Source organism: Duganella sp. Dugasp78 (assembly GCF_059491455.1).
Map to the genome: position 1 here is coordinate 5,576,588 of NZ_CP168506.1, position 26,045 is coordinate 5,602,632.

At 62.3% G+C, this 26,045-nt stretch carries 21 protein-coding genes; 11 read left to right on the plus strand and 10 right to left on the minus strand.

The window, feature by feature from the left end; genetic code table 11:
* Positions 1-2: 2 nt before the first annotated feature.
* The 5 genes from ACEN9O_RS24730 to ACEN9O_RS24750 all read right to left on the minus strand — a co-directional run bounded on the left by ACEN9O_RS24730 (position 3) and on the right by ACEN9O_RS24750 (position 5,305).
* The gene (locus tag ACEN9O_RS24730) at positions 3-1,010 is read right to left on the minus strand and encodes an NADP-dependent oxidoreductase (protein WP_495614451.1); all 1,008 of its coding nucleotides are present in this window, start codon (positions 1,008-1,010) and stop codon (positions 3-5) included.
* 2 nt (positions 1,011-1,012) lie between these two features.
* Positions 1,013-1,795, minus strand: coding sequence for an SDR family oxidoreductase (locus ACEN9O_RS24735; RefSeq protein ID WP_495614452.1), 783 nt, complete (start codon positions 1,793-1,795; stop codon positions 1,013-1,015).
* Between the two features lie 118 nt (positions 1,796-1,913).
* Positions 1,914-2,216, minus strand: coding sequence for a Dabb family protein (locus ACEN9O_RS24740; RefSeq protein WP_495614453.1), 303 nt, complete (start codon positions 2,214-2,216; stop codon positions 1,914-1,916).
* A gap of 14 nt (positions 2,217-2,230) precedes the next feature.
* Positions 2,231-4,123, minus strand: a complete 1,893-nt coding sequence (locus tag ACEN9O_RS24745) for an acyl-CoA dehydrogenase (RefSeq protein WP_495614454.1) — start codon at positions 4,121-4,123, stop codon at positions 2,231-2,233.
* A 3-nt stretch (positions 4,124-4,126) separates the two neighbouring features.
* Positions 4,127-5,305: an acetyl-CoA C-acyltransferase gene (locus ACEN9O_RS24750; protein WP_495614455.1), complete on the minus strand. Its 1,179-nt coding sequence runs from the start codon at positions 5,303-5,305 to the stop codon at positions 4,127-4,129.
* 197 nt (positions 5,306-5,502) lie between these two features.
* Here ACEN9O_RS24750 and ACEN9O_RS24755 point away from each other — a divergent pair, with 197 nt between their 5' ends.
* Complete coding sequence (locus ACEN9O_RS24755; protein WP_495614456.1) at positions 5,503-7,200, plus strand: MFS transporter; 1,698 nt, start codon at positions 5,503-5,505, stop codon at positions 7,198-7,200.
* 125 nt (positions 7,201-7,325) lie between these two features.
* Here the strand turns inward: ACEN9O_RS24755 and ACEN9O_RS24760 are convergent, their stop codons facing one another.
* Positions 7,326-7,976 (minus strand): PEP-CTERM sorting domain-containing protein, encoded by a 651-nt coding sequence (locus tag ACEN9O_RS24760; RefSeq protein ID WP_495614457.1) that lies wholly within the window; start codon positions 7,974-7,976, stop codon positions 7,326-7,328.
* A gap of 181 nt (positions 7,977-8,157) precedes the next feature.
* On the minus strand, positions 8,158-10,245 hold the full coding sequence (locus ACEN9O_RS24765) for a 3-hydroxyacyl-CoA dehydrogenase NAD-binding domain-containing protein (RefSeq protein ID WP_495614458.1): 2,088 nt from the start codon (positions 10,243-10,245) through the stop codon (positions 8,158-8,160).
* A gap of 213 nt (positions 10,246-10,458) precedes the next feature.
* Between ACEN9O_RS24765 and ACEN9O_RS24770 the strand changes: the two genes are divergently transcribed.
* Positions 10,459-11,151, plus strand: a complete 693-nt coding sequence (locus ACEN9O_RS24770) for a DUF4197 domain-containing protein (protein ID WP_495614459.1) — start codon at positions 10,459-10,461, stop codon at positions 11,149-11,151.
* Between the two features lie 68 nt (positions 11,152-11,219).
* Here the strand turns inward: ACEN9O_RS24770 and ACEN9O_RS24775 are convergent, their stop codons facing one another.
* Entirely contained in the window at positions 11,220-12,308 is a 1,089-nt protein-coding gene (locus ACEN9O_RS24775) for a type II asparaginase (protein ID WP_495614460.1), read from the minus strand.
* Positions 12,309-12,629: 321 nt separating this feature from the next.
* Here ACEN9O_RS24775 and ACEN9O_RS24780 point away from each other — a divergent pair, with 321 nt between their 5' ends.
* Together ACEN9O_RS24780 and ACEN9O_RS24785 are read left to right on the plus strand one after the other, a co-directional pair.
* On the plus strand, positions 12,630-13,079 hold the full coding sequence (locus ACEN9O_RS24780; RefSeq protein WP_495614461.1) for a MarR family winged helix-turn-helix transcriptional regulator: 450 nt from the start codon (positions 12,630-12,632) through the stop codon (positions 13,077-13,079).
* Between the two features lie 2 nt (positions 13,080-13,081).
* Positions 13,082-14,506, plus strand: coding sequence for an MDR family MFS transporter (locus ACEN9O_RS24785; RefSeq protein WP_495614462.1), 1,425 nt, complete (start codon positions 13,082-13,084; stop codon positions 14,504-14,506).
* Positions 14,507-14,518: 12 nt separating this feature from the next.
* On the opposite strand, the gene ACEN9O_RS24790 is transcribed toward ACEN9O_RS24785, so the two are convergent.
* Positions 14,519-16,165, minus strand: coding sequence for a 3-(methylthio)propionyl-CoA ligase (locus tag ACEN9O_RS24790; RefSeq protein WP_495614463.1), 1,647 nt, complete (start codon positions 16,163-16,165; stop codon positions 14,519-14,521).
* A 146-nt stretch (positions 16,166-16,311) separates the two neighbouring features.
* Here ACEN9O_RS24790 and ACEN9O_RS24795 point away from each other — a divergent pair, with 146 nt between their 5' ends.
* The 7 genes from ACEN9O_RS24795 to ACEN9O_RS24825 all read left to right on the plus strand — a co-directional run bounded on the left by ACEN9O_RS24795 (position 16,312) and on the right by ACEN9O_RS24825 (position 21,711).
* Entirely contained in the window at positions 16,312-17,790 is a 1,479-nt protein-coding gene (locus ACEN9O_RS24795) for a protein adenylyltransferase SelO (RefSeq protein WP_495614464.1), read from the plus strand.
* A 14-nt stretch (positions 17,791-17,804) separates the two neighbouring features.
* Positions 17,805-18,200: a peptide-methionine (R)-S-oxide reductase MsrB gene (msrB, locus tag ACEN9O_RS24800; protein ID WP_495614465.1), complete on the plus strand. Its 396-nt coding sequence runs from the start codon at positions 17,805-17,807 to the stop codon at positions 18,198-18,200.
* A gap of 13 nt (positions 18,201-18,213) precedes the next feature.
* Entirely contained in the window at positions 18,214-18,843 is a 630-nt protein-coding gene (locus ACEN9O_RS24805) for a septation protein A (RefSeq protein ID WP_495614466.1), read from the plus strand.
* Positions 18,840-19,112, plus strand: a complete 273-nt coding sequence (locus tag ACEN9O_RS24810) for a BolA family protein (RefSeq protein WP_495614467.1) — start codon at positions 18,840-18,842, stop codon at positions 19,110-19,112. The genes ACEN9O_RS24805 and ACEN9O_RS24810 overlap by 4 nt, the downstream gene beginning before the upstream one ends.
* A 122-nt stretch (positions 19,113-19,234) precedes the next feature.
* On the plus strand, positions 19,235-20,014 hold the full coding sequence (locus tag ACEN9O_RS24815) for a peptidylprolyl isomerase (protein WP_495614468.1): 780 nt from the start codon (positions 19,235-19,237) through the stop codon (positions 20,012-20,014).
* Between the two features lie 103 nt (positions 20,015-20,117).
* Positions 20,118-20,894, plus strand: a complete 777-nt coding sequence (locus ACEN9O_RS24820; protein ID WP_495614469.1) for a peptidylprolyl isomerase — start codon at positions 20,118-20,120, stop codon at positions 20,892-20,894.
* A gap of 124 nt (positions 20,895-21,018) precedes the next feature.
* Positions 21,019-21,711 (plus strand): DNA alkylation repair protein, encoded by a 693-nt coding sequence (locus ACEN9O_RS24825; RefSeq protein WP_495614470.1) that lies wholly within the window; start codon positions 21,019-21,021, stop codon positions 21,709-21,711.
* 41 nt (positions 21,712-21,752) lie between these two features.
* On the opposite strand, the gene purL is transcribed toward ACEN9O_RS24825, so the two are convergent.
* Positions 21,753-25,802 (minus strand): phosphoribosylformylglycinamidine synthase, encoded by a 4,050-nt coding sequence (purL, locus tag ACEN9O_RS24830; RefSeq protein ID WP_495614471.1) that lies wholly within the window; start codon positions 25,800-25,802, stop codon positions 21,753-21,755.
* Positions 25,803-26,045 lie beyond the last annotated feature (243 nt).

The following is a 26,045-nucleotide window of genomic DNA, read 5'->3' on the forward strand; positions in this document are numbered from 1 at the left end:
GATTAGATAAGCTTCACCAGTTGTTTACCGAAGTTCCGCCCTTGCAGCAGGCCCATGAATGCTTGCGGCGCGGCCGCGAGGCCTTCCGCTACCGATTCCCGGTATTTGATCTGATGGTTGGCGACCAGCACGGCCAGCTCCTGCAAGCCTTGCTGCCAGAATTCCATGTGCTCGGTGACGATGAAGCCGCGCAGCGTCAAGCGGTTGATCAGCAGCAGGCGCGAGTTCTTGATCGGCATTTCCTGGCCGTTGAAGCCGGCGATCAGGCCGCATAAGGCCACGCGGGCGAAGGCGTTGGTGCGCGCCAGCGCCGCGTCAAGGCAGGCGCCGCCGACGTTTTCAAAGATCGCGTCGACACCGTCCGGCGTGGCGGCGGCGAGGTCGGCCTCCAGGTTGCCGGCCTTGTAGTCGACACAGGCATCGAAGCCCAACTGGCTGACGACGTACTCGCACTTCTCCGGCCCGCCGGCGATGCCGACCACGTGGCAGCCACGCAGCCGGGCCAGTTGCCCGACCACGCTGCCGACCGCGCCGCTGGCCGCCGACACCACCACCGTATCGCCAACGCCCGCCTCCAGAATTTGATTGAAGCCGTACCACGCCGCCATGCCCGGCATGCCGACCACGCCGAGGTAGGCCGACAGCGGGATGCGCGTGGTATCGAGTTTGCGCAGCAGCACGCCGTCGGAGACGCCCAGTTCGGCCCAGCCCAGCATGCCGCCGACGAAGTCGCCGGGTTTGTAATAGTCGTTGCGCGACGCCAGCACCTGGCCCACGGTGCCGCCTATCATGGTCTGGTCCAGCGCTTGGGAGCTGGCGTAGCTCTTGGCTGCGCTCATGCGCCCGCGCATGTACGGATCCAGCGACAGGTAGTGGTTGCGGACCAGCACCTGGCCGTCGGCCAGTTCGGGCACGTCGACTGTCTCCAGCCGGAAGTTCTCCGCCGCCACCGGGCCGCGCGGACGTGCCGCCAGCACGATGCGCTGGTAAGTCTCGGGTATCGCGGCCATTGTCAGACTGCCGACACGCCGCCGTCCACCGCCAGGATCTGGCCGGTGATGTGCTTGCCGGCGTCAGATGCGAACAGCACTGCGGCGCCTTTCAGGTCTTCGTCGTCGCCCAGGCGGCCCAGCGGCGCGTCCTTGGACAGCTCGTCCGGTCCCAGCTTCTCCAGCAGGCCCTTGGTCATCTTCGACGGGAAGAAGCCCGGCGCCAACGCGTTGACGGTGATGCCGTGGCGGCCCCACTCGCCCGCCAGCGTGCGCGTGAAGTTGACCACCGCGCCTTTGGACGTGTTGTAGGCGATGGTCTGCATGGTGCCCGGCGGATTGCCGGCCAGGCCGGCGATCGAGGCGATGTTGATGATGCGGCCGTAGCCGCGCGGGATCATCGAGCGCTTGCCGACCAGCTGCGACACCACGAAGATACTGCGGATGTTCAGGTTCATCACCTTGTCCCATGCTTCGACGGGGTGGTCTTCAGCGGGCGCGCCCCAGCTGGCGCCGGCGTTGTTGATGAGGATGTCGATATGGCCGAGGTGGGCCAGCGCGGCCGTCACCAGCGCGTCCGCATGGGCGTCCTGCGACAGGTCGGCGGCGATGGCGTGGGCGCTGATGCCGTGGCCGCTCAGGATCGCGACCGCCTCATCCAGATCGGCCTGCTTGCGCGAGGAGATGACGACCTTGGCGCCCTGCTCGCCCAGCGCCAGCGCCATCTGCAGGCCCAGTCCGCGCGAACCGCCGGTGATCAGCGCGGTCTTGCCGGCCAGGGAAAACAATTCTTGGGTTGTACGCATAAAGTTTCCTATAAAGCGTCGCTCCCGCGCACGCGGGAGTCCATACTTCGCCGGCCAGGATGCGCGGCATGGATTCCCGCTTGCGCGGGAATGACGGGGTTAGCGGGAATGACGGGGGTTAGATTTCGTAGTCCATGCACTGGCGCGCGTCGCGCACCGCGGCAAAGAAGGGCTTGATGGCGACATGGTCGGGATGGTTCTGGTAGTCGTCCAGCGCAGCCTTGTCAGTGAACTCGGAGTACAGCATCACGTCGTACGTCGCCTCCAGGCCGGGCTGGGCCAGCACGGCCTCCAGCTTCAGCAGGCCGGGCACCAGGCCGACGCAGCCCTCCAGCAGCGCCTTCATCTTGGCCGCGTTGGCGGCGCGGTCGGCGCCTTCGGCATGGTCCTTCAATTTCCACATTACGATGTGCTTGATCATCTTGTCTCGCTCGGTTAGAACCACGCGTCGCGCATGTCGAGCGTGGTGGTGTCTATGCTGGCCAGCAGTTCCAGCTGCTGTTCGACCTTCGGCAATTCCCAGTGGAAGAAATAACGGCAGGCCTGCAGCTTGCCGCAATAGAAATCGGCGTCGCCGGTTTCCAGCGCGGCAGCGGCCAGCAAGGCCTGCTGCAACCAGATCCAGGCGACCACTACGTGGCCGACCGCTTCCAGGTACAGGCTGGCGTTGGCCAGGGTTTTGTTCAGGTCGCCGGCAGCATACAGCTTTTGCGTCACGACTTCCACTGCCTGCCACGCGCCATCGAGCGCATCGGCATGCGCCAGCAGCTCCTTGCTGATGCCGGCCAGCCCGGCCGGCATCGCATCCGGCGCGCCGACGCTGCCGCGCACCTTGCGTACTGTCTTGCGCAGCTCGGCGCCGAAGGCCTTGAACAAGGCCCCGTCCTGCATGGTGGCTTTGCGGCCCAGCAGGTCGAGCCCGTGGATGCCGTGCGTGCCCTCGTGGATGGCGTTCAGCCGGTTGTCACGGTAGAACTGTTCGACGTTGTATTCCCGCGTGTAGCCGTAGCCGCCGTGCACCTGGATCGCCAGGCTGTTGGCCTCCACGCACCATTGCGACGGCCACGATTTGGTGATCGGCGTCAGGAAGTCCAGCAGGCGGCCCGCGTGTTCGCGCGCCTCCGGCGTCTCGGCGCTGTTCTGCTCGTCGACCAGGCGGGCGCTGTACAGCACCAGGCCGAGGCCGCCTTCAACATAAGCCTTCTGGGCCAGCAGCATGCGCCGCACGTCGGTGTGTTCGATGATGGGCAGTTGCGGCTGTGCCGGATCTTTTTGCGCGGGATGACGGCCCTGCGGACGGTTGCGCGCGTAGTCCAGCGCGTGCAGATAGCCGGTGTAGCCCAGCACCGCCGCGCCCAGGCCGACGGCGATGCGGGCCTCGTTCATCATGTGGAACATATTGGCCAGGCCTTGGTGCGGCTGACCGACCAGATAGCCGATGGCGCCGCCCTTGCCTTGCGGCTGGAACTTGCCTTCGCCGAAGTTGAGCAGGCAGTTGCTGGTGCCACGGTTGCCCATCTTGTGGTTCAGGCCGGCCAGCACGACGTCGTTGCGTTCGCCGAGGCTGCCGTCGTCGTTGACCAGGAACTTGGGCACGATGAACAGCGAGATGCCTCTGACGCCGGGGATCAGCTTGCCGTCCGGGCCGGGAATCTTGGCCAGCACCAGATGCACGATGTTGTCCGACAGCTCGTGCTCGCCGGCGGAGATCCACATCTTGTTGCCGCTGAGGCGGAACTGACGCTCGCCCTCCATGCCGGGCTGCGGATCGGGCACGGCGCGGCTTGTGATGTCGGACAGGCTGGAGCCGGCCTGCGGCTCCGACAGGCACATGGTACCGAAGTAGCGCCCGGCGAACATCGGCTCGGCATAGCGGCGCACCTGTTCCGGCGTGCCGCTCTTGAGCAAGGTGTTGGCCCCGCTCATGGTCAGGAAGGTGTAGGCGCTGGTGGCGACGTTGGCTGCCGTGAAGTACGCGGACAAGGCCTTCTGCACCACCACCGGCAGTTGCATGCCGCCGTGCTCGTAGTCCTGCCCGGCCGCCATCAGGCCGGCAGCCGAGTAGGCGTCGAGCGCCGTCTTCACCTCCGGGATCAGCTGGACGCGCAGGCAGCCTTCGCCCTGCACGGCATGCGGCTCCTCGCTGTCGCCCTTCTTGTTGTGCGGCGCGAACAGCTCGGTGGCGAGCTGCTCGGCCGTATCGATGGCGGCATCGAAGGTTTCGCGGTTGTGGTCCTGGAAGCGGGCGCGCCGGGTCAGCGCCTCCGCATCCAGCCATTCGTACAGCATGAAGGCGATGTCGCGGCGCGACAGCAGGAGGGACGGCATGGCTTACACCACTTCGAACAGGCCCGCCGCTCCCTGGCCGCCACCGATGCACATGGTGACGACCACATATTTGACGCCACGGCGCTTGCCTTCCAGCAGCGCATGGCCGGTCAGGCGCGCGCCCGACACACCGTACGGGTGGCCGACGGCGATCGCGCCGCCGTTCACGTTCAGGCGATCCATGGGGATGCCCAGCTTGTCGGCGCAGTACAGCACCTGCACGGCAAAGGCTTCGTTCAGTTCCCACAGGCCGATGTCCTCGACCTTCAGGCCGGCCTTCTTGAGCAGCTTGGGAATCGCGAACACCGGGCCGATGCCCATCTCGTCCGGCTCGCAACCGGCGACGGCGAAGCCGCGGAAGATACCCAGCGGCTGCAAACCCTTGGCTGCCGCGGTCTGCGCGCTCATCACGATGGACATCGAGGCGCCGTCCGAGAACTGGCTGGCATTGCCGGCGCTGATGACGCCGCCCGGCACCGCGCTGCGGATCTTCGAGACTGCCTCGTAGGTCGTGTCGGCGCGGATGCCTTCGTCGGCCGAGATCGTCACTTCCCTGGTCAGCAGCATGCCGCTGGCCTTGTCGGCCACGCCCATGGTGGTGGTCATCGGCACGATTTCAGCGTCGAACAGGCCAGCGGCCTGGGCTGCGGCGGCGCGCTGCTGGCTCTGCACGCCGTACTCGTCCTGCCGCTCGCGGCTGATGTTGTAGCGCTTGGCCACGGTTTCCGCCGTCTGCAGCATCGGCCAGTAGATTTCCGGCTTGTGCTGCGACAGCCAGACTTCCTTGTACATGTGCATATTCATTTCCTGCTGCACGCAGGAGATCGATTCCACGCCGCCGGCCGCGTAGATGTCGCCTTCGCCGGCGATGATGCGCTGGGCCGCGGTGGCGATGGTCTGCAGGCCGGACGAGCAGAAACGGTTGATGGTCATGCCGGCGGTGGTCACCGGGCAGCCGCCGCGGATGGCGATCTGGCGCGCGATGTTGCCACCGGTGGCGCCCTCGGGGTTGGCGCAGCCGATCAGCACGTCCTCCACTTCGCCCGATTCGATGCCCGCGCGGCTGATCGCCGCCTGCAGTGCATGGCCGCCCAGCGTGGCGCCATGCGTCATGTTGAACGCGCCTTTCCACGACTTGGCCAAACCAGTACGGGCGGTTGAAACAATGACGGCATCGATCATGAAAGTCTCCTATGGGTGGGTGTTTTTTAGTGAAACCAGAATAGCATATTTTAGTACGGTCGTTCGCAAATATTTATGTAAGGTTCGTGTAAGTTTGAAGCAAGCTTGACGTAAGGTTCACGGTACACACTGCGCACATGCTGACAAAGGTGTAACTATCTCGGCTGGGGAAATCCAAAATATTACAGGAGACAAAAATGACGACAACATCAGGCACCGCCGATCCGCGCAACATGCCGGCGTCCGGCTCGATCACGCCGGAAGAGCGCAAGGTGATCTTTGCGTCCTCGCTGGGGACGATTTTCGAATGGTACGATTTCTATCTGTACGGTTCGCTCGCTCCGATCATCGCCAAGCAGTTCTTTATCGGCGATCCGACCACCACCTTTATTTTCGCGCTGCTGGCGTTTGCCGCCGGCTTCATTGTGCGCCCATTCGGCGCGCTGGTGTTTGGCCGCCTGGGCGACATGATCGGCCGTAAGTACACCTTCCTGATCACCATCCTGATCATGGGCGCCTCGACCTTCATTGTCGGCCTGCTACCCGGTCACGAGGCGATCGGCATAGCCGCGCCTATCATCCTGGTCTCGCTGCGCATCCTGCAAGGCCTGGCCCTGGGCGGCGAATACGGCGGCGCAGCCACCTACGTGGCCGAGCACGCACCGCACGGCAAGCGCGGTTCGTTCACCGCCTGGATCCAGACCACGGCGACGCTGGGCCTGTTCCTGTCGCTGCTGGTGATCCTGGGCACCCGTACCGCCATCGGCGAGAAAGAGTTCGCAGCATGGGGCTGGCGTGTGCCGTTCCTGGTGTCGGTACTGCTGCTGGGCGTGTCGGTGTGGATCCGCCTGTCGATGAACGAATCGCCGGCATTCGCCAAGATGAAGGCCGAAGGCAAGACCTCGAAAGCACCGCTGAGCGAAGCATTCGGTCAGTGGCGCAACCTGAAAGTGGTGATCCTGGCGCTGATCGGCCTGACCATGGGCCAGGCGGTGGTGTGGTACACCGGCCAGTTCTACGCGCTGTTCTTCATGATGCAAGTGCTGAAGATCGACGGCGCCAACGCCAACATCCTGACCGCGATTTCGCTGGCGCTGGCCACCCCGTTCTTCATCTTCTTCGGCATGCTGTCCGATAAGATCGGCCGCAAGTGGATCATCCTGGGCGGTTGCGTGCTGGCTGCGGCCACCTACTTCCCGCTGTTCGGCGCGCTGACCCACTACGGCAATCCTGCGCTGGAAGCCGCGCTGAAAAATTCGCCGGTGGTGGTGATCGCCGACCAGGAATCGTGCCACTTCCAGTTCAACCTGACTGGCCAGAAGAAATTCCCTTCGTCGTGCGATATCGCGACCGGCATGCTGTCGCTGGCCTCGGTCAACTACACCACGCAGGCTGCCCCGGCCGGCAGCGTCGCCAAGATCAAGGTCGGCGACAAGGAAATCACTTCCTTCAACGCGACCATGACGCCTGACGGCCTGAACTTCGACAAGGCCAGCAAGGACAGCGAAGCCGCGCTGAAGAAGGAAGTCGGCGCCGCCATCAAGGGCGCGGGCTATCCGGCCAAGGCTGACGAGACGCAGATCAACAAGCCGATGATGGTGGCCGTGCTGTTCATCCTGGTGCTGTATGTGACGATGGTGTACGGTCCGATTGCCGCGATGCTGGTGGAGATGTTCCCTACCCGCATCCGCTACACCTCGATGTCCCTGCCTTACCACATCGGTAACGGCTGGTTCGGTGGCTTGCTGCCGACCATCTCGTTCGCGCTGGTGGCGTTCAAGGGCGACATCTTCTACGGCCTGTGGTATCCGATCATCATCGCCCTGATCACGGCTGTGATCGGCGCGCTGTTCGTCCGCGAGACCAAGGATAACAACATCTACGCCAACGACTAAACCGCCTTGCGTAGCCCGAAATAGCCGCCAGCGATGGCGGCTATTTTTTTGCCCTCTGCACCTGGCGGGCAAAAAAAAGCCGCCTGGAGAGGCGGCCGAAACGCTTAAACGAGAAAGCGGTAATTTTATCGAATTCGTATGCGACGGCGAGCAACCACACCCAACAGGAGAGCCCCTGTCAACAGCATGGCGCAGGTCGATGGTTCCGGGACGGCAGTCACGTTGGAGGACAAAAACTCCACGCGCAGGCCGGTGGGATTGCCGCCGTTTTGCGCCCAGTTGTTGACGACGAACTGCATGGTGTTGAGGCCGGACTGGAAACCGCTGCCGGCGGCAAAGTCGCTCCAGCCGGTGAAACCGGTGCCGCTGGCGATGACCTGGTTGTTCAGCTTGACCACAGCGCTGTTGTCGGCGGCGAAGCGGCCGGTGAAGGCGGCGCTGCCGGCGTTGTAGCCGCTCAGGTCGAACGACAGCGTGTAGATGTAGCTGCCGGCGCTGTAGGCGTCAAAGCTCTGGCCCTGCGATGCGGTCGGCGTGATCCATTTCGACACGCCGTCGTTGGCCAGCCACGGGGTGATCGGCCAGACGTTGTCGAGCGTGATCACGGGCGCCGTGTTGGCGATGACCGTATCGCTGCTGGCTGCGCTCAGGCTGTAGTGGGTATCGGAACTGCCACCCGCGCCAACGCCGGTATTGACCAGGCCATTGATGCCGTCTGCGTGCGCGGAAGAGATGGCTGCGAAGGCCGCTGCTGCGGCAATGATGGTGCGTTTCATGATGGCCTCTAAAAAATGATCAAGGTAGTAACGTGTACTTCACGCCGCAACTCGAACCGTTTTTTAGGGCTTCGAAGATGGTGCTGCTGGTTGGAATAAAGTATAGCGACAATTGGAGAGAAATGCTCACATGCAACGAATTTTTTTGTGCATGTGAGCTTTTTCAGACAACCGTCAGGGCTCAGCTATTGAAACCCTTGCCCTCTTCGGCCAGCTTGACCAGCAGCGGCGCCGGCTTCCAGGCGCTGCCCTGGTGGCCCTGCGCGTACTTGTTGATCGCCGCCAGCACGTTCGGCAGCCCCACCGTGTCGGCGTAGAACATCGGGCCGCCGCGGAACAGCGGGAAGCCGTAGCCGGTCAGGTAGACCATGTCGATGTCCGAGGCGCGCAAGGCAATGCCCTCTTCCAGGATGTGCGCCGCCTCGTTGACCATCGAATACACCAGACGCTCGACGATCTCCTGGTCGCTGATCTTGCGGCGCACCACGCCGATGTCGGCCGAGTGCTGCACAATCATCGCGTTGACCTGCTCGTTCGGATAGGCCTTGCGGTCGCCCGCCTTGTAGTCATACCAGCCAGCGCCGGTTTTCTGGCCGTAGCGGCCCATTTCGCACAGCAGGTCGGCGGTCCTGGAGTAGCTGATCTCCGGCTTCTCGACGTAGCGGCGCTTGCGGATGGCCCAGCCGATGTCGTTGCCGGCCAGGTCGCCCATGCGGAACGGGCCCATGGCGAAGCCGAACTTCTCGACCGCCTTGTCGACCTGCTCCGGCAGGGCGCCCTCTTCCAGCAGGAAGCCGGCCTGGCGGCTGTACTGCTCGATCATGCGGTTGCCGATGAAGCCATCGCATACGCCCGACACCACGCCGGTCTTCTTGAGTTTCTTGGACAAGGCCAGCGCGGTGGCCAGAACGTCCTTGCCGGTCTGCGCGCCGCGCACGATTTCCAGCAGCTTCATCACGTTGGCGGGCGAGAAGAAGTGGGTGCCGATGACATCCTGCGGACGCCTGGTGAAGCCGGCGATCTGGTTCAGGTCCAAGGTCGAGGTGTTGGAGGCCAGGATAGCGCCCGGCTTCATCACTTCGTCCAGCTTGCGGAACACGGCTTCCTTGACGCCCATGTCCTCGAACACGGCTTCGACCACGATGTCGGCCTGGCCGATGTCTTCATACGCCAGCGTGCCGCTGACCAGGGCCATGCGCTGGTCGAACTTCTCCTGCGTCAGCTTGCCCTTCTTCATGGTATTTTCGTAGTTCTTGCGGATCGTCGCCAGGCCCTTGTCCAGCGCTTCCTGTCTGGTTTCCAGCATGACCACCGGGATGCCGGCGTTGAGGAAGTTCATGGCGATGCCGCCGCCCATCGTGCCGGCGCCGATCACGGCCGCCTGCTTGATGGCACGCACCGGCGTATCGGCCGGCACGTCCGGCACCTTGCTGGCGACGCGCTCGGCGAAGAAGGCGTGGCGCAGCGCTTTCGATTCGGTGGTCTGGATCAGGTGCAGGAAGCGCTCGCGCTCGAACTTCATGCCATCCTCGAACTTCATCGTGACCGAGGCGGCCACGGTTTCCACACACTCCAGCGGCGCCGGGAACGGGCCGGACATGGCCTTGACCGTGTTACGCGAGAATTGCAGGAAGGCTTCGTGGTTCGGGTAGTCGACCTTGCGGTCGCGCACTTTCGGCAGCGGCCGCGCATCGGCGATGGTTTCGGCAAAGGCGACGGCCGAGCTGACCAGGTCGGCGTCGGCGGTGAACACGGCGTCGAACAGCGCGGTGTTGGCCAGCTTGTCGGACAGCACCGGCGTGCCGGAGACGATCATGTTCAGCGCCATTTCCAGACCCAGCACGCGCGGCAGACGCTGCGTGCCGCCGGCGCCCGGCAGCAGGCCCAGCTTCACTTCCGGCAGCGCGATCTGCGCGCCCGGCATCGCCACGCGGTAGTGGCAGCCCAGCGACAGCTCCAGCCCGCCACCCATGCAGACGGTGTGGATGGCGGCCACCACCGGCTTGGTCGCGCTTTCGGCGGTGGCGATCAGCGTGTGCAGGCTGGGCTCGGTCAGCGCTTTCGGCGAATTGAATTCCTTGATGTCGGCGCCGCCGGAGAAGGCTTTGCCGGCGCCGGTGATGACGATGGCTTTGACGGCGTCGTCCGCCAGCGCCTGCTGGATGCCCTTGACCGCCGCCGTGCGGGTGGCCAGGCCCAGGCCGTTGACCGGCGGATTGTTCAACGTGATGACGGCAACCGTGCCGCGGACTTCATATTCAGCAGTCATGTCTCTTCCTTATGTTTTAGTGGGGCTTTAATACGATCGTCACCCCGCCCACTATACCGCATAAAAGAACGGTCGTATTATTATTTTTGTTGACCTCTCAGCATGGTACAGGATGGTCCGGCGGGCGGCCACGCAAACTGGCGGCACGAGCGGCGCTGCGGTAAACTGGCGGCATGCCGGCGGCCGCCGGCCGTGCCAACCAAAAGGTCCACCATGTTTATGTCCCGTCGCGCTATCGCCCTGCTGCTTCCCCTGACACTGGCCGCGGCCAGCGCCTATGCGCTGTCGCTCGCCGACTTGAGCAATCAGGACGCCAGCGGCGGCCTCAAGGCGGCGCTGGACAAGGGCTCGACGATGGCGGTTTCCAAGCTGGGCGCTGAGAACGGCTTCCTTAACAACGAGAAGGTGCGCATCCCGCTGCCGAAGATCCTCGAACAGGCGCGCCCGCTGCTGAAGATGACCGGCAAGGGCCAGCAGCTCGACGACCTGGTGGTGCAGATGAATCACGCGGCAGAAGCGGCGGTGCCGATGGCCAAGCCGCTGCTGCTCGACGCCGTCAAGTCCATGAGCATCACCGACGCCAAGAACATCCTGACCGGCGGCGACACCTCGGTGACCGATTTCTTCCGCGAGAAGACCGCGCCCAAGCTGGCGGTGCAGTTCCTGCCGATCGTGAAAAAAATCACCGACCGCTCCGACCTGGCCAACAAGTACAACACCGCGATGGCGATGGCGCCCAAGCTGGGCGTGCTGGCCAAGGAACAGACCACGGTCGAAGGCTATGTGACCCAGCGTGCGCTGGACGGCCTGTACACGATGATAGGCGAGGAAGAAAAAGCCATCCGCGCCGATCCGCTCGGCGCAGGCAGCAAACTGATCGGCAAGGTGTTCGGCGCCCTCAAGTAAGCAGCGCGTCTTCTACCTCAGCCCGGTTCGCCGGGCTTTTTTTTGGTTATCGCGGACTACCGTGATGATCAGTAGGTGTAGAACATGCGCTGGATTTCCTTGCTGTCGCTGGTCTTGGTCAGTGCCAGCATCAGCAGGATGCGCGCCTTTTGCGCATTCAGCGTATCGGCCACCACGAAGTCCAGCTCGTCGTCGTTGGCTTCGCCGTTGCGGGCCACGATGCCCTGGCCGACGCGCGCCGCGCGCACGATCAGCACGCCTTGCTTGCGGGCTGCGGTCAGCGAAGGCACGACCTTGCTTGCCAGGCTGCCGTCGCCGACGCCGGCGTGGATGATGCCCTTGGCGCCAGCGGCCACCAGGGCGTTCAGCGCGACCGGGCTGATGTTGGCGTAACCGTAGACGATGTCGACCTGCGGCAACGCATCGAGCTTGCTGATGTCAAACTCGGTGTCGACCGTGTGCTTGCGGGTCGACGCGTGGTAGAAGTAAGGCTTGTTGCCCTGGATGTAGCCCAGCATGCCCAGTTCCGGCGTCTTGAAGCTGTCCGGGGTCGAGGTGTTGGTCTTGGTGACGTCGCGGGCGCCGTGGATCTGGTCGTTCATCGCGACCAGCACGCCCTTGCCGACGGCTTCCTTGCTGGCCGCCAGCAGCACGGCGTTGTACAGATTGATCGGGCCGTCGGCCGACAGCGCGGTGCCCGGACGCATGGCGCCGACCAGCACCACCGGCTTCTTGCTCTTGACCACCAGGTCCAGGAAGTAGGCGGTTTCTTCCAGCGTGTCAGTGCCGTGGGTGATGACGATGCCATCGACGTCAGGCTGGGCCAGCAGCGTGTTGACGCGCTTGGCCAGGGTCAGCCAATGCTCGTTGCTCATGTTTTCGCTGGCAATCTGAAACACCTGCTCACCCTTGACCTGGGCCACCTTGGCCAGTTCCGGCACAGCCTGGATCAGACGCTCGACGCCGACCGTGGCGGCGGTGTAGCCGACCGTGGTGGTGCTGGTGGCGCCGCTGCCGGCGATGGTGCCGCCGGTGGCCAGGATGGTCACATGGGCCGATGGCGCGGCATCAGCGGCGCGGACCGCTGGGACTGCCCCGGCCAGCAACGCCATGGCGCACAGCGCGGACAACAGACGGGAGGAAATAGCAACGAACATAGAGTCTCCAAGGTAAATAAAGGGATGGAAAAGGGTCAGATCCCGACAGGGTTCAAACCCCGGTGGTACTTTGTGGGTTTTATTCGGACAGAGATAGCACTATCCGTGCCATGGGGATAGCAAGCCGGACTATTGAATCAAGGCCTTGATTACATGTGCTTGTTTTGAGATGGATGGGGCTTGGCGGCGGTGCCAGCGTATGGATTTTCATACCACGGCCTCGATCTGAGTCTCAATTTTGGTAGAGCACCGCAATAGGGGGGTTGATATTCGGGCCAGCTTGGTTCAATATAGATAGGTAGCCTACCTATATTGAGTGCCATGACCAAAGAAACCGCCATCCCCAAGGAAGCCATCGCGCTGGCAGACGAGCTGCGGGCCGCGCTGCACCACGTGTTCCGCCGCATACGCCAGGAAGGCGACAGCGACCCGCACGGCCTGTCCCTGCAGCACAGGCTGCTGTTATCGACCATCCACCAGACGCCCGGCATCGGCGTGGCCGAACTGGCCCGCATGGAAAAGCTGCGCGGCCCCACCATGAGCGGCCACATTAAGGCACTGGAAAGCGCCGGCCTGGTGCGGCGCGACACGCCCAATCCCGAAGACCGGCGCCGCGTCGGCCTGCTGCTGACCGCGCAAGGCGTGGCGCTGCTGGACGATATACGCAGCCGCCGCCTGGACTGGATGGCCCGCAAACTGGCGCAATTACCACCGGAGGGCGCGCAGGCGCTGCGCAACGCCCTCCAATACCTGAACGAGATCGGCGAATGACGATGCATACAGATACCAAACCGGTCACGGCCAAGGAAATCCACGCGATCTACATGGGGCTGGTCATCATGATCAGCCTGTCGGCACTGGACCAGAGCATTGTCGCCACCGCACTGCCGCGCATCGTCTCCGACCTGGGCGGCCTGGCGCACCTGTCGTGGGTGGTGACGGCCTACGTGCTGGCCTCCACCGCCACCATGCCGCTGTACGGCAAGCTGAGCGACCAGTACGGCCGCAAGCCGCTGTTGTACACGGCCATCATCACCTTCCTCACCGGCTCGGCCCTGTGCGGCCTGGCGCAGAACATGACCGAACTGATCGCCTTCCGCGCGATCCAGGGCCTGGGCGCGGGCGGCTTCCTGCCGCTGGCGCAGATCGTCATCGGCGACCTGATCCCGCCGGCCGAGCGCGGCAAGCGGCAAGGCAGCATCGCCGCCGTGTACGCGGTGGCCAGCGTGCTCGGACCGGTGCTGGGCGGCTTGCTGACGGACTGGTTGTCGTGGCACTGGATCTTCTACGTCAACCTGCCGCTGGGCGCGCTGGCGCTGTATGTGACTTCCAAATCCCTGCATCACACCAGTCCGCACCGCGAGCACAAGATCGACTACCTGGGCTCGGCACTGCTGACCGGCGCGGTGACAGCGGCGCTGCTGGTGCTGGCGCTGGGCGGCACCCAATGGCCATGGAATTCAGACCAGGTGAAGTACCTGGGCCTGCTGGCGGTGGCGCTGGCCGCGACCCTGCTGTGGCATGTGCGGCGCGTGCCGGAACCGGTGCTGCCGCCGGACCTGTTCCACAACCGCGTGTTCAACGTCGCCAGCGCGGTGCTGGCGCTGACCTTCGTCGGCATGATGGGTTCGAGCGTGTTCTTCCCGCTGCTGTTCCAGATGGTGATGGGCGTCAGCCCGGCCCACTCCGGCCTGCTGACCATGCCGATGATGATAGGCCTGGTGATCGCGTCGTCATCCAACGGCCGCGTGCTGGCCAGGTTCGGCGGCCGCTACAAGCCGGCACAGACACTGGGCCTGAGCCTGGCGACCTTGTCGTTCGGCGTGCTGGCCTGGGGTATCGCGCACGCGGCCGGCTACCTGGTGCTGGAACCGGCCATCTTCACATTGGGCGTGGGCCTCGGCCTGGTGATGCCGAACATGACGATGGCAGTACAGAACGCCCTGCCCGCCACGCGGCGCGGCGTCGGCACGGCGATGCTGACTTTCTTCCGCTCGCTAGGCGGGCTGATCGGCGTGACCGGCTCCGGCGCGATCCTGGCGCTGCGCCTGCACGGGCAGGCTGGCACGGCCGACATCTATCGCCACGCCATCGCCAGCATCTTCACGACCGGCACGGTGATGGTCGGCCTGGGCTTGTTGATGCTGATGTTCCTGCCCGAACTGCCGCTGGCCGCGCACCCTGCCGCCAAGCGATAGGAGCAGCCCGATTCAGGCTGTCGGCAAGCGATAGTCGCGGTACTGTTCGCGCAGCTTGTTTTTCTGGATCTTGCCGGTGCCGCCGACCGGCAATGCATCGGCAAACACCACATCGTCGGGCAGCCACCATTTGGCGACCTTGCCCTGGAAGTGGGCCAGCAAATCGTCGCGGCTGAGCTCCTGCCCGGGCCGCAGCACCACCACCAGCAGGGGACGCTCATCCCACTTCGGATGGGCGACGCCGATGCACGCGGCCTGCATCACCGCGGGGTGCGACATGGCGACGTTCTCCAGGTCGAGGGTGCCTATCCATTCGCCGCCGGACTTGATGACGTCCTTGCTGCGGTCGGTGATCTGCATGAAGCCGTCGGCATCGATGGTGGCCACGTCGCCGGTCGGGAACCAGCCGTCTTCCAGCACGTCGCCGCCTTCGTCCTTGAAGTAGCGCGAGATGATCCAAGGCCCCTTGACCAGCAGATGGCCGTAGCTGACGCCGTCCCACGGCAGCTCCTTGCCGTCGTCGTCGACGATCTTCATGTCGACGCCGTAGATCGCGTGGCCCTGCTTCTGCAGGATCTTGCGCTGCTCTTCACGGCTCATGCCCAGGTGCTTGGCCAGCAAACCGCCGGTGGTGCCGAGCGGCGACATTTCCGTCATGCCCCAGGCATGGATCACTTCGACGTCGAATTCATCGATCAAGGTGCTCATCATCGCCGACGGGCAAGCCGAGCCGCCGATCACGGTGCGGCGGAAGGTCGAGAACTTCAGCTTGTTCTGCAGCGCGTGGTTGATCAGGCCCAGCCACACGGTCGGCACGCCGGCCGAGAACGTGACCTGCTCCTTTTCCATCAATTCGTAGACCGACTTGCCGTCCAGCGCGCCACCGGGGAACACCATCTTGGCGCCCGACAGCGGCACCGAGTACGGCAAGCCCCAGGCATTCACGTGGAACATCGGCACCACCGGCATCACCGTGTCCCGCGAGGAGACGTTGAGCGCGTTAGGCATGGCCGAGGCGTAGGCGTGCAGCACGGTCGAGCGGTGCGAGTACAGCGCGCCCTTGGGATTGCCGGTGGTGCCGGAGGTGTAGCACAGCGTGCAGGCGGAGTTCTCGTCGAACAGCGGCCATTCATAGTCGGGCGAATGGGCGTTGATCAAGTCTTCGTAGCACAGCAGGTTGGGGATCTTCGTCTCGGCCGGCATGCGGTCGGCGGCGCCGAGCAGGATGAAGCCCTTGATGCCCTTGCACAGCGGCGCGAACGCCTCCACCAGCGGCAGGAAGCAGAAATCGAACAGCAGGTACTGGTCTTCGGCATGGTTGCAGATGTAGGCCAGCTGCTCGGGATGCAGGCGCGGATTCATGGTGTGCAGCACGGCGCCGGAACCGGACACGCCGTAGTAGGCCTCCATGTGGCGGTAGCCGTTCCAGGCCAAGGTGGCGACACGATCGCCGATGCGCACGCCGAGGCCGTGCAAGGCGTTGGCCAGACGCTTGGCGCGTTGCTGGCAGTCGCGGAAGGTGTAACGGTGCAGGTCGCCTTCGACACGCGCCGAAACGATCTCGCTGTTGGCATAATGCCGCGCCGCGAAATCCAGGATGCTGGACACGAGCAGCGGCTGATTCATCATCTGGCCCATCAGCGGACTCTGGGGATACATGTATGCGGACTCCGGAAAAGTTGATTCAATATGAACGAGTTTGAAAGGTCCGCACAAAGACCGTCAATGCATTTCGATGCTGCACTGCAGCATGCTCCCGCTGCGGTAAAATCGCTAGCTCACGCCCTGCTGGGCCTTACTGCGAAATGGGAACTGCTATTACTGCCTCTAAACTGCCGCTGGACAATTCCTTCGCGTCCCTGCCGCCCGCTTTTTACACCCGCCTGATGCCCACGCCGCTGCCGGCGCCCTACCTGGTCGCCGTCAGCGCGCCGGCTGCCGCGCTGATCGGCCTGACGCCGGAGCAAGTGGCCGACAGCCTTGACGTCCTGGCCGGCAATGCCGCGCCGGAGCGCGCGTTGCCGCTGGCCGCCGTGTATTCCGGCCACCAGTTCGGCGTCTGGGCCGGCCAGCTGGGCGACGGCCGCGCCATGCTGTTCGGCGACGTCGCCACCGCCGAAGGCCCGATGGAGCTGCAATGGAAAGGCGCCGGCCTGACGCCCTACTCGCGCATGGGCGACGGCCGCGCCGTGCTGCGCTCGTCGATCCGCGAGTTCCTGTGCTCGGAAGCGATGCACGGCCTGGGTATCCCGACCTCGCGCGCGCTGTCGGTCGCCGGTTCGGACCAGGGCGTGATACGCGAGACCGTGGAAACCTCGGCCGTGGTGGTGCGCATGGCGCCCAGCTTCGTGCGTTTCGGCTCGTTCGAACACTGGTTCTACCGCAACAAGAACGACGAGCTGAAGCTGCTGGCCGACTACGTGATCGACCGTTTTTATCCGGAGTTGCGCGCTGAAGCCAATCCTTACAAGGCATTCCTAGCCGAGGTGACGCGCCGCACCGCACATATGATCGCCCACTGGCAGGCGGTCGGCTTCATGCACGGCGTGATGAACACCGATAATATGTCCATCCTCGGCCTGACGCTGGACTACGGCCCGTTCGGCTTCATGGAAGCCTTCGATTCCGACCATATCTGCAACCACACCGACCAGCAAGGGCGCTATTCCTACGCCAACCAGCCGCAGGTGGGCCATTGGAATTGCTACGCGCTGGGCCAGGCCCTGCTGCCGCTGATCGGCGAAGTGGAAGAAACCCAAGCCGCGCTGGACGTCTACCAGCCGGAATTCGCCGCCAAGATGGATGAGCTGCTGCGTACCAAGCTGGGCCTGACCATGCTGGCCAGCCACAGCGACGCCGATCGGGCGCTATTCGACGCGATGTTTGCGCTAATGCAGGCCAACGGCGTCGATTTCACGCTCTTCTTCCGCCGACTGGGAGGTTTGAAGTCAGCCGACGCCAGCGGCGACGAACCGCTGCGCGACCTGTTCATTGACCGCCCCGCCTTCGATGCCTGGGCCACGCAGTACCGCGCCCGCCTGCAAGCCGAAGCCAGTGACGACGCCGCGCGCAAGCTTGCGATGGACAAGGTCAACCCCAAATACGTGCTGCGCAACTACCTGGCGCAAGTCGCCATTGAAAAAGCGCAAAACAAGGACTTTACTGAAGTGGAGCGTCTGCTGTCAGTTTTGCAGCGCCCATACGACGAACAGCCTGAGCACGATCAATACGCCGCCTTGCCCCCGGACTGGGCAAGCCAACTTGAAGTAAGCTGTTCTTCTTAAGCGAGAAATAAGCCATGAGCAATAAAGTTAGCAAATCCGACGCCGAATGGCGCGCCATGCTGGATCCGATGGAATATCAAGTCACGCGCCACGCCGCCACCGAACGCGCTTTTACCGGCAAGTTCTGGGATCATCACGAACACGGCGTCTACACCTGCGTTTGCTGCGACACGCCCTTGTTCCGTTCCGACGCCAAATTCGACTCGGGCTGCGGCTGGCCGAGCTACTTTGAAGCGCTCGATCCCGCCAATGTCATTGAAAAAACCGACCGCACCCATGGTATGCTGCGCACCGAAATCATTTGCGCGGTGTGCGACGCCCATCTGGGCCATGTGTTCCCGGACGGCCCGCCACCAACCGGATTGCGCTATTGCATCAATTCGGCCTCGCTGCGCTTCGATCCACAATAACGTTTGAGACCTCATGAAATTTCTGTTCGACCTGATCCCGCTGCTGCTGTTCTTCGTTGCATACAAGCTGTCGGGATGGAATGCCGACGCGGCCCAGCACTTCATCAACACCTATCTGAGCGGCATGGTCTCCGGCGGCACCGTCACGCCGGACCAGGCACCGATCGTGATCGCCACGCTGGTCGGCATCCTGGCGACGATGGCGCAGATAGGCTATATCAAGCTGCGCGGACGCAAGGTCGACTTCGTGCTGTGGTTCTCGCTGGCCATGTTTGTATTCTTCGGCGGCCTGACCATTTATCTGCACGATGAGGATTTCATCAAATGGAAATTGAGCATCGTCTATTGGTTCTTTGCTTCCGGCTTGCTGGTAAGCGAGTTCATCTTTAAAAAGAACCTGATGCGCAAATCGATGGAAGAAATCGTCCAATTGCCGGACCTGATCTGGAGCCGCCTGAACCTGGCCTGGATCTGTTTCTTCATCGCAATGGGCTTCCTGAACTGGTATGTCGCCTTCGTTTTGTTTAAAGGCGACACCAGTTCATGGGTCAGCTTTAAAGCGTTTGGCTCGACCGCGATCATGTTTTTGTTTATCGTCGGTCAAACCATTTACCTGTCGCGCCACATGAAGGATGAAGCATGACCGATACGCGTATGGAGCGCATGCGCAGCCGCTTCCAGGCCGCCCTGGCGCCGCTGGAATTGACGCTGGAAGACGACTCGGCGCTGCACGCAGGCCATGCTGGAGCGGCTTCCGGTGGGGGTCATTACAACGTTAGAATTGTTTCGTTACAATTCGAAGGGCTCAAACTCGTCACAAGACATCGACTCGTGTATGATTCCGTGCACGATATGATGCATAAAGAAATTCATGCATTGGCCATTACCGCATTGGCTCCGTCCGAAGTATGATGTAGCGCTTGGTCTGGGAACGGTCGCTATCGGTTTCAAAATAATTGAACACAAAGACAGATAGCTGATCCAACTCCTGCCCAGGCAATTTCGCTAAAACTTTCCCCTTACAGGAATTAATAATGACTTTCAAGCCAGCCAGTTTGCTGATTGCACTTCTCGCCGTTGCCGCCGTACCTGCTTTCGCACAAAACGTTGCCGTAGTTAATGGCAAAGCCATCCCAACCTCGCGCGTGGACGCAGTGGTCAAGCAAGTTGTCGCCCAAGGCCAGCAACCTGATTCGCCACAACTGCGCGAACTGATCAAGAAAGACCTGATCGGCCGTGAAGTGATGATGCAGGAAGCGGAAAAACAAGGTTTCGGTAAAGATGCAGCGGTCAAGACGCAAATCGAAAACGCCCGCCAGGCCATCATCGTCAACGCCCTGGTCGGCGACTACATGAAGAAGAACCCGGTGTCGGACGCCGACATCAAGGCTGAATACGACCGCTTCGTGGCCCAGAACGGCGACAAGGAATACCACGTACGCCACATCATGCTGGCAACCGAAGCCGAAGCGAACGACGTGATCGCCAAGATCAAGGGCGGCGCCAAGTTTGAAGAACTGGCCAAAGCGTCGAAAGACACCGGCTCCGCAGCCAACGGCGGCGATCTGGACTGGGCAGTACCATCGTCCTTCCCACCAGCGTTCTCGGCTGCTTTCGTCGGCCTGCAAAAAGGCCAGGTCACCGAGAAGCCAGTTCAAACCCCGAACGGCTTCCACGTGATCAAAGTGGACGATATCCGTCCAGCCAAGCTGCCTACCCTGGAAGAAGTGAAGCCGCAAGTCGCGGAAGCACTGGCCCAGAAGAAATTGCAAGCCTACCAGGAAGAACTGGTCAAGAAAGCAAAAGTGCAGTAATGTTATAGATGAAGGCGGCGCCCTGCGGGGCGCCGTTTTTAATTTTACGTTGGTACAATGCACCGCCCGAGTGCGATCTCTTGTTTTTTTATAGGATTTAATAATGATGTTGAAGCCAGCCCGCCTGTTGTTAGCTCTGATCGCTGTTGTTGCAGCACCGGTATTCGCGCAAAACGTCGCGACCGTCAATGGCAAGGCTATTCCAGCCGCCAAAGTAGATCAAATGGTCAAGCAAGTGGTCGCTCAAGGCCAACAGCCTGATAGCCCGCAACTGCGTGAAATGGTCAAGAAAGAATTGATCGGCCGCGAAGTAATGATCCAGGAAGCGGATAAACAAGGTTTCGGCACCAAGGCTGAAGTCAAGGCTGCAATTGAAAACGCGCGTCAAAGCATTATCATCAATGCGATGCTGGCGGATTACGTTAAAAAGAATCCGGTTAAAGATACCGAAATCAAAGCTGAATACGACAAGTACAAAGCGGCCATGGGCGAGAAAGAATATCACTCGCGTCATATTCTGGTAGCGACCGAGCAGGAAGCCAAAGACATTATCGCCAAGCTGAAAGCCGGCGGTAAGTTCGAAGAACTGGCTAAAGTATCGAAAGACGGTTCGGCCAATAACGGCGGCGATCTGGGCTGGATGACTCCAGGTAAACTGGTCAAGCCTTTCGCTGATGCGATGGTTGCCCTGAAAAATGGCGAGATTACCCAGACCCCGGTTAAAACCGAATTCGGCTACCACGTCATCAAGCTGGAAGAATCCCGCCCCACCAAACTGCCTTCGTTGGAAGAAGTTAAAGGCCAAGTAGCAGAAGCCCTGCAACAGCGCAAAATCGCCGCCTACCGCGACGAGCTGACCAAGAAAGCCAAGATCCAGTAATCCGGTTTTCGCCTGATTCAAAAAGCGCCTCATTGAGGCGCTTTTTTTATTTCGGACTCCACAAGGTTCTGAAGCCAGAATCTGGCTGGAACGTGCCAAGTTCTGGCTTGCCTACGGGGCTGGCGTGGAAATCATCTATACTTGCCGGATGAATTCCCAATTCCGTGCCGCGCTCGACGCCACCCTCGCCTCCGCCGCCACGCCCGGCCGCGCACCCGCCATGCGGGCTTATATGCGCGACCAGTTTGATTTCCTGGGCGTCGGCACACCGCAGCGTCGGACCGCCGTAAAGCCGCTACTGAAGCAACTGAAAGGCACCGGAGCGAATAATATTCTCCATTACGCCTGCGAATTATGGGAATTACCGCAAAGGGAATATCAATACGTCGCCATCGACCTGCTTGCGATGCACCACAAGGAATTGGAGCTTGTGCATATTCCCAAGCTGCTCGAATTGGCGCAGCATAGATCCTGGTGGGATACGGTTGATGCACTAGCCTCGGTAATCAGCGATGTTTTGCGCTACCGCCACGACGGCATGGACGACGCTTTGTCCCACGATAATATGTGGGTGCGCCGAATCGCCATATTGCATCAACTAGGCTGGCGCGATAAGGTGGATACGGATCGGCTTTTTAATTACTCGCTGGCGCTCGCGCATGAAAAAGAATTCTTCATACAAAAAGCGATAGGCTGGGCATTACGGGATTATGCACGCCATGATCCGGAGGCCATCCGCGCATTCACGCAAAAAGAAAAGCAACGGCTTTCAGCACTCAGTTATCGTGAGGCCAATAAACATCTCGCCATACCATAAAAAAAGGCCGGATCGCTCCGGCCTTTTTTATTCAACTTTTATTATCCAACGAATTTACGCGCGTTGCGGAACATACGCATCCAAGGAGAATCTTCGCCCCACGATTCAGGATGCCACGATTGCTGCACCGAGCGGAATACACGCTCGGCATGCGGCATCATTACCGTAAAGCGGCCATCCGCCGTGGTTACCGAAGTTAAACCTTGCGGCGAGCCGTTCGGATTATATGGATAGGCTTCGGTAGCCGCGCCGCGGTTATCAACGAAACGCATCGCTGCCACGGCTTCGTTGATATTGCCGGTCTGCGTGAAGTCCGCATAACCTTCGCCGTGGGCGATGGCGATGGCGGTTTGCGTGCCAGCCATGCCGTTGAAGAAGATCGACGGCGAATCCAGTACTTCCACCATCGCGAAGCGCGCCTCGAATTTCTCCGATTTGTTGGTGGTAAACTTAGGCCACGCATGCGCGCCCGGGATGATGGACTTCAGGTTGCTCATCATCTGGCAGCCGTTGCACACGCCCAGGCCGAAGCTGTCGGTGCGCGCGAAGAAGCGGGCGAACTGCTCGGCCAGCGCGGCGTTGAACAGGATGGTCTTGGCCCAGCCTTCGCCGGCGCCCAGCACGTCACCGTACGAGAAGCCGCCGACGGCGATGATGCCCTGGAAGTCATCCAGCTTGACGCGGCCGGCAATCAGGTCGCTCATGTGTACGTCGACGGCGTTGAAACCTGCCTGGTGCATCACATAGGCGGTCTCGATGTGCGAGTTGACGCCCTGCTCGCGCAGGATCGCCACGCGCGGACGCACGCCGGTCGCCAGGAACGGCGCGGCCACGTTCTCGCTCAGGTCGAAGGTGATCTTCGGCGTAATGCCAGGATCGGTTTCGTCCAGAATGCGGTCGTATTCCGCATCGGCGCAGGCTGGGTTGTCGCGCAGACGGGCGATGCGCCAGCTGGTCTCGCTCCACAGGCGGTGCAGTTCCGAGCGCGGCTTGCTGTAAACGGTCTTGGCGTCGCGGGTAAATTCGATCACGCCACGGTCGTTCGGCTTGCCGATGATATGGCTGCAGGCGCCCAGGTTGAAGGTGCGCAGCACGTCCATCACCAGCGACTTCTCTTCGGCGCGAACCTGGATTACTGCGCCCAGCTCTTCGGAGAACAGTGCGCGCAGGGTTTGCTCGTTGCGGCGTTCGGCGATCTGGCCGGCCCAGTTCTTCGCGTCGCCCTGGTCGGCGCCGTGGCCTTGTTCCAGCGTCAGGATGTCGAGGTTGATCGACAGGCCTGCACGGCCGGCGAAGGCCATCTCGGTCAGCGTGCCATACAGGCCGCCGTCGGAACGGTCGTGGTAGGCCAGCAGCTTGCCGTCGTTGTTCAGTTGCTGGATCGCGGTGAAGAAGGCCTTCAGGTCTTCAGGGCTGTCCACGTCCGGGGTCTCGTTACCCAGCTGGCCCATGACCAGCGACAGCGCCGACGCGCCCAGGCGGTTCTTGCCGCGACCCAGGTCGATCAGGATGATGGCGGTGTCGCCGGCATCGGTCTTGATCTGTGGCGTCAGCGATTTGCGCACGTCGTGCACCGGCGCGAAGGCCGAAACGATCAACGATACAGGCGAGGTGACAGCCTTGGCGTCGTCCTCGTCCTTCCAGGTGGTGCGCATCGACAGCGAATCCTTACCGACCGGGATGCTGATGCCCAGCGCCGGGCACAGCTCCATGCCGACCGCCTTGACGGTGTCGAACAGCGCCGCTTCCTGGCCAGGCTGGCCGCAGGCGGCCATCCAGTTGGCGGACAGTTTGATGTCGGAGATATCCTTGATCGGCGCGGCGGCGATGTTGGTGATCGCCTCGGCGACCGCCATGCGGCCCGACGCTGCGGCGTCGATGACGGCCAGCGGCGTACGCTCGCCCATCGCCATCGCTTCGCCCAGGTAGCCTTCGAAGCTCATCGCGGTGACGGCGCAATCGGCCACCGGCACCTGCCACGGACCGACCATCTGGTCGCGCACGGACATGCCGCCCACGGTACGGTCGCCGATGGTGATCAGGAAGGACTTATCGCCGACGGTAGGCAGCAGCAGCACGCGCTTGGCGGCTTCCTCCAGGTCCATGCCGGTCAGGTCGATGGCCGGGAATTCGTTCTGCACGTGGTGCACGTCGCGCTGCATCTTAGGCGGTTTACCCAGCAGGACATCCATCGGCATGTCGACCGGCTCGTTGCCCAGCTCAGGATCGATCAGCTTCAGTTGACGTTCCTCGGTCGCGGTACCGACCACGGCGAACAGGCAGCGCTCACGTTCGCACAGCGCCTTGAACATCGGCAGGCTGTCCGGCGAGATCGCCAGCACATAGCGCTCCTGCGATTCGTTAGACCAGATTTCTTTCGGCGCCATGCCGCTTTCTTCCAGCGGGATCTTGCGCAGGTCGAAGATCGCGCCGCGCTTGGCGTCGTTGGTGATCTCCGGGAAGGCGTTCGACAGACCGCCGGCGCCGACGTCGTGGATCGAGATGATGGGATTGTTCGCGCCCAGCTGCCAGCAGCCGTTGATCACTTCCTGCGCACGGCGCTCCATCTCCGGATTGCCGCGCTGGACCGAGTCGAAGTCCAGGTCCGCAGTGTTGGTGCCGGTGGCCATCGACGAAGCGGCCGAGCCGCCCATGCCGATGCGCATGCCGGGACCGCCCAGCTGCACCAGCAGGCTGCCGATCGGGATGTCGTTCTTGTGCGTGTGCTGGCCGGAGATGTTACCGATGCCGCCCGCGATCATGATCGGCTTGTGATAGCCGAACACGGTGTCGTGCGCGCCGGCGAACTGCTTGCCGATATTCTGTTCGTAGGTACGGAAGTAACCGCCCAGTACCGGACGGCCGAATTCATTGCTGAAGGCGGCGCCGCCCAGCGGGCCTTCGATCATGATCTGCAGTGCCGAGGCAATGCGGTCTGGCTTGCCATACGCTTTGCCGCTGCTGCGGTAATCGGCCAGCGGCGCGGTGACGGCGGCATCGTTCTCCCAGGCCTGTACGGCGCCCGGCAGCATCAGGTTCGACACGGTGAAGCCGGTCAGGCCGGCCTTGGGCTTGGCGCCGCGGCCGGTCGCGCCTTCATCGCGGATCTCGCCGCCGGCGCCGGTGGAGGCGCCTGGAAATGGGGAGATCGCGGTCGGGTGATTGTGGGTTTCCACTTTCATCAGCGTGTGCGTCAACTCGGTGGTCGGCGCGTACTGATGCGCATCGCCCTGCGGGAAGAAGCGCATCACTTCCGCGCCTTCCATGATCGACGAGTTGTCGCTGTAGGCGACGATGGTGCCTTTAGGCTGCAGCTGGTGGGTGTTCTTGATCATGCCGAACAGCGACTTGGTCTGCGCTTCGCCGTCGATGGTCCAATCGGCGTTGAAGATCTTGTGGCGGCAGTGCTCCGAGTTCGCCTGCGCGAACATCATCAGCTCGACGTCGGTCGGATTGCGGCCGGCCTTGGTGAAGGCGGCGTCCAGGTACTCGATCTCGTCGTCCGACATCGCCAGGCCCAGGTCCGTGTTGGCCTTCTCCAGCGCGGCCTTGCCCATGCCGATCACGTCCACCGATTCCAGCGGCTTCGCTTCGAGCGTGCGGAACAAACCGGCCGCTTCGTCCGGGTGACGCAGCACCGATTCCGTCATGCGGTCGTGCAGCAGCGCGGCGACGGCCTGCACTTCTTCGTCCGACAGCTTCTTGGCGGCGCCGATGCTGCTGCCCAAAATGCCGCTCTTCAGATTGATGCGGAAGGCGATGCCGCGCTCGACGCGCTTGATGTGCGCCATGCCGCAGTTGTGGACGATGTCGGTGGCCTTGGAGGCCCACGGCGAGATCGTGCCGAAGCGCGGGATGACGAAGAACTCTTCGACCGCGCCATCGGTGTTGTCGGCGTGGGCCGGCTCACCGTAGGTCAGCAGCGCGCCGAGGCGGCTGGTGTCGTCGGCCGACAGCGGTTCGGCGGCATCGATGAAGTGGACATAGCGCGCCTGGACGGCGGCGACGGCAGGCAGCGCGGCTTGCAGTTGAGTTAACAGGCGTTGGCTACGGAATGCGGACAGGGCGTTGGAGCCCGGCAGAATCAACATGGTTGGAAGATGGTTGATGCAGCGTGGCTGCGGATTAAAGGTAGATGGAGCACGAGATACTTGTAATGCAGAATTTCCTTTGCGCGCATTATACCTCTTACCACGCTGCCTATACAGCGCCAATTCGGGCCAAAAAGTGCTGACGAAGCAACATTTTCGGCCCTTTCCGCGTCGAATATGCCCCTGAGCAGGACAAAGCGCCGGGTTTTCATAACATTTTGACTTGCCATGGAGTATGCTAGA

What these genes read in the sequence shown, in the direction of transcription:
- ACEN9O_RS24820 (WP_495614469.1), top strand. Translation starts at nt 20,118, where the DNA reads ATGATGTTGAAGCCAGCCCGCCTGTTGTTAGCTCTGATCGCTGTTGTT.
- ACEN9O_RS24790 (WP_495614463.1), bottom strand. Translation starts at nt 16,165, where the DNA reads ATGTATCCCCAGAGTCCGCTGATGGGCCAGATGATGAATCAGCCGCTG.
- ACEN9O_RS24805 (WP_495614466.1), top strand. Translation starts at nt 18,214, where the DNA reads ATGAAATTTCTGTTCGACCTGATCCCGCTGCTGCTGTTCTTCGTTGCA.
- ACEN9O_RS24780 (WP_495614461.1), top strand. Translation starts at nt 12,630, where the DNA reads ATGACCAAAGAAACCGCCATCCCCAAGGAAGCCATCGCGCTGGCAGAC.
- ACEN9O_RS24730 (WP_495614451.1), bottom strand. Translation starts at nt 1,010, where the DNA reads ATGGCCGCGATACCCGAGACTTACCAGCGCATCGTGCTGGCGGCACGT.
- msrB (WP_495614465.1), top strand. Translation starts at nt 17,805, where the DNA reads ATGAGCAATAAAGTTAGCAAATCCGACGCCGAATGGCGCGCCATGCTG.
- ACEN9O_RS24785 (WP_495614462.1), top strand. Translation starts at nt 13,082, where the DNA reads ATGCATACAGATACCAAACCGGTCACGGCCAAGGAAATCCACGCGATC.
- ACEN9O_RS24775 (WP_495614460.1), bottom strand. Translation starts at nt 12,308, where the DNA reads ATGTTCGTTGCTATTTCCTCCCGTCTGTTGTCCGCGCTGTGCGCCATG.
- ACEN9O_RS24815 (WP_495614468.1), top strand. Translation starts at nt 19,235, where the DNA reads ATGACTTTCAAGCCAGCCAGTTTGCTGATTGCACTTCTCGCCGTTGCC.
- ACEN9O_RS24810 (WP_495614467.1), top strand. Translation starts at nt 18,840, where the DNA reads ATGACCGATACGCGTATGGAGCGCATGCGCAGCCGCTTCCAGGCCGCC.
- ACEN9O_RS24760 (WP_495614457.1), bottom strand. Translation starts at nt 7,976, where the DNA reads ATGAAACGCACCATCATTGCCGCAGCAGCGGCCTTCGCAGCCATCTCT.
- ACEN9O_RS24770 (WP_495614459.1), top strand. Translation starts at nt 10,459, where the DNA reads ATGTTTATGTCCCGTCGCGCTATCGCCCTGCTGCTTCCCCTGACACTG.
- ACEN9O_RS24740 (WP_495614453.1), bottom strand. Translation starts at nt 2,216, where the DNA reads ATGATCAAGCACATCGTAATGTGGAAATTGAAGGACCATGCCGAAGGC.
- ACEN9O_RS24735 (WP_495614452.1), bottom strand. Translation starts at nt 1,795, where the DNA reads ATGCGTACAACCCAAGAATTGTTTTCCCTGGCCGGCAAGACCGCGCTG.
- ACEN9O_RS24795 (WP_495614464.1), top strand. Translation starts at nt 16,312, where the DNA reads ATGGGAACTGCTATTACTGCCTCTAAACTGCCGCTGGACAATTCCTTC.
- ACEN9O_RS24750 (WP_495614455.1), bottom strand. Translation starts at nt 5,305, where the DNA reads ATGATCGATGCCGTCATTGTTTCAACCGCCCGTACTGGTTTGGCCAAG.
- purL (WP_495614471.1), bottom strand. Translation starts at nt 25,802, where the DNA reads ATGTTGATTCTGCCGGGCTCCAACGCCCTGTCCGCATTCCGTAGCCAA.
- ACEN9O_RS24745 (WP_495614454.1), bottom strand. Translation starts at nt 4,123, where the DNA reads ATGCCGTCCCTCCTGCTGTCGCGCCGCGACATCGCCTTCATGCTGTAC.
- ACEN9O_RS24765 (WP_495614458.1), bottom strand. Translation starts at nt 10,245, where the DNA reads ATGACTGCTGAATATGAAGTCCGCGGCACGGTTGCCGTCATCACGTTG.
- ACEN9O_RS24755 (WP_495614456.1), top strand. Translation starts at nt 5,503, where the DNA reads ATGACGACAACATCAGGCACCGCCGATCCGCGCAACATGCCGGCGTCC.